Source organism: Saccharomonospora halophila 8 (assembly GCF_000383775.1).
GTDB lineage: Bacteria > Actinomycetota > Actinomycetes > Mycobacteriales > Pseudonocardiaceae > Saccharomonospora > Saccharomonospora halophila.
This window is the reverse complement of sequence record NZ_KB912535.1, coordinates 1-2196: the sequence shown is the minus strand read 5'-3', so window position 1 is coordinate 2196 and position 2196 is coordinate 1. Positions and strand designations below refer to the sequence as shown.

Genomic DNA, 2196 nt, shown 5'->3' with positions numbered 1-2196 from the left:
CGGGGCCCCCGCCGACGACCCGTGGGGCTCGGCCCCGCCGGCCGGAGGTGGCGGCGGGTTCTCCGACGAGCCGCCGTTCTGAGCCGTCCGACGCCGCTTCCCGCGCGGTAGCGCGCCCGAACAACCACACGAAACGTTCCCCAGGAGTACACCGTGGCCAAGCCACCCGTTCGCAAGCCGAAGAAGAAGGTCTGCGTTTTCTGCAAGGCCGAGAAGCAGGGGCAACCCGAGCCGATCGACTACAAGGACACGACCATGCTGCGGAAGTACATCTCCGACCGCGGCAAGATCCGTGCCCGTCGGGTCACCGGCAACTGCAGCCAGCACCAGCGGGACGTCGCCATCGCGGTCAAGAACTCGCGGGAGATGGCTCTGCTGCCCTACACCTCGACCGCTCGCTGAGGAAGGAAGTCCGTCATGGCGAGGATCATCCTGACGACCGACGTCGCCCACCTCGGCGGCCCCGGCGACATCGTCGAGGTGAAGGACGGCTACGCGCGTAACTACCTGCTGCCGCGGGGTTATGCGATGACCGCGACGAAGGGTGCGGAGCGCAACGTCCGCACCATCCGGCGTACCCAGGAGGCCCGTCGGATCCGCGACCTCGACCACGCCAAGGAGATCAAGCAGACGCTCGAGAACCTCGGCACGGTGGAGGTCACGGCGAAGTCGGCCGAGGGCTCGAAGAAGCTGTTCGGCTCGGTCACCCCCTCCGACGTGGTCAACGCGATCAAGGCGGCCGGGGGCCCGCAGCTCGACAAGCGGGTCATCGAACTCCGGCAGCACATCAAGACCGTCGGCAAGCACGACGTCCGTGCCCGCCTGCACCCGAACGTGACGGTCGACGTCCACCTGGACGTCGTCCCCACCAGGGCGTAGACACAGCCGACAAGCACGGCCGGCCCCCGGGACACGACTGCGGCGGGGTCCCCCGGGGCCCCGCCGCAGTCGTGTCCCGGGGGCCGGGGCACCACCGTCCCGTCGATCTTTGCCGGATCGATATCGGCCCGGGGAACCCGAACCACCCACCCCACGTCGAATCGTTTGCAATACTGCTCGTCATCGGTCGGCGTGTTGCTTCCGACCTTTCCGGCGACGCAGCCGACACGTCGGACCCGTGTGGCGTCGCCGACCGGGTGGCGAGGCCGTCGTGCAGAATCTGGGAAGGTGATCAGCGGTGCCGTTGTGGCTCATCCCCGCCGTCGCGGCCTACGGAATCGCGACTCAGGACGAAGCCGGGGAACACGCCGCCGGTGACGGGTCGCGGTCACTGGACGCGCACCAGATCCACCAGCAGCTCACCTCCGGGCCCGGCACCGGACCACTGCAGGAGGGGCAGCAGGCGGCGAACGGCCTGAAGGGAACCTTCCGCGAGCGGGTGCAGCAGATGGAGGACCTGGCGACGAAGATGGACCAGGCCTGGCAGGGCGCCTCCGCCGAAGCGGCGAAGGTGGGCGCCCGCCCGCTGAAGGACTGGTTGCTCGACTCCGAGTACAAGCTGAACGACAGTGATCGCGCGATGGGATCACAGGCCGAGGCCTTCACCAGCGCGGCATCGAAGGTACAGCCGGTCCCCGCGAAACCCCCGGAGAGCAACTTCGTCAACGACGTTTGGCCGTTCGAGACCGACACCGACCGGGCGATCAACAGCTACAACGCGAAGGCTCAGACGAACGTCGACGCGTTCAACGCCTACTACGAGGCGACCACGGCCAACAGTCGCGCGATCCCGCAGTACACCGCCCTCGACGGCGAACTCGGCGAGGTCGAGGTGGACGAGAACGCCGGGGAGGGCGGTCCGGACTCCGGGAGCGGGTCCGGCACCGGCCCGGTACCCGCCGGGACGCCCGGGGGTCCCGGCGGTAGTGGCTCCGGCTCGGTGAACTCCGCCGGCTTCTCCGCGCCCGGCGGGGGGAGTTACCCGCCGGCGGCGAGCGGCGGCGCCGGAAGTGTGCCCGGTAGCGGCGGATACACCTCCCCGGGCACCTCGGGCGGCACCGACGGATTCACACACCGGCCCGGGCAGTGGGACGACGGTACCTCCGCCTCCGGCTGGGCTCCCCCGAAGACGAACGTCCCCGATCTCGACGGCAGCGGCAGTGGATTCGGCCCCGGCGGCGGGTCCGGCATCGGCGGGTCCGGTGCCGGTGGTGCCGGAGCCGGGTTCGGCGGTGCCGGGGGTGGCGCCGGGGCCGT

At 70.2% G+C, this 2196-nt stretch carries 3 protein-coding genes; all 3 read left to right on the top strand.

The genetic code is table 11. The annotated features are described in order from the left end of the window. Window positions 1-153: 153 nt before the first annotated feature. Window positions 154-402, top strand: coding sequence for a 30S ribosomal protein S18 (gene rpsR, locus SACHA_RS0109825; protein ID WP_007026989.1), 249 nt, complete (start codon window positions 154-156; stop codon window positions 400-402). A 15-nt stretch (window positions 403-417) separates the two neighbouring features. Further along, the gene (rplI, locus tag SACHA_RS0109820; protein ID WP_019809315.1) at window positions 418-879 is read left to right on the top strand and encodes a 50S ribosomal protein L9; all 462 of its coding nucleotides are present in this window, start codon (window positions 418-420) and stop codon (window positions 877-879) included. A 298-nt stretch (window positions 880-1177) separates the two neighbouring features. Further along, the coding region (locus SACHA_RS0109815) for a PPE domain-containing protein (protein ID WP_019809313.1) at window positions 1178-2196 on the top strand (1019 nt) is incomplete at its 3' end.

What these genes read in the sequence shown, in the direction of transcription:
- rplI (WP_019809315.1), top strand. Translation starts at nt 418, where the DNA reads ATGGCGAGGATCATCCTGACGACCGACGTCGCCCACCTCGGCGGCCCC.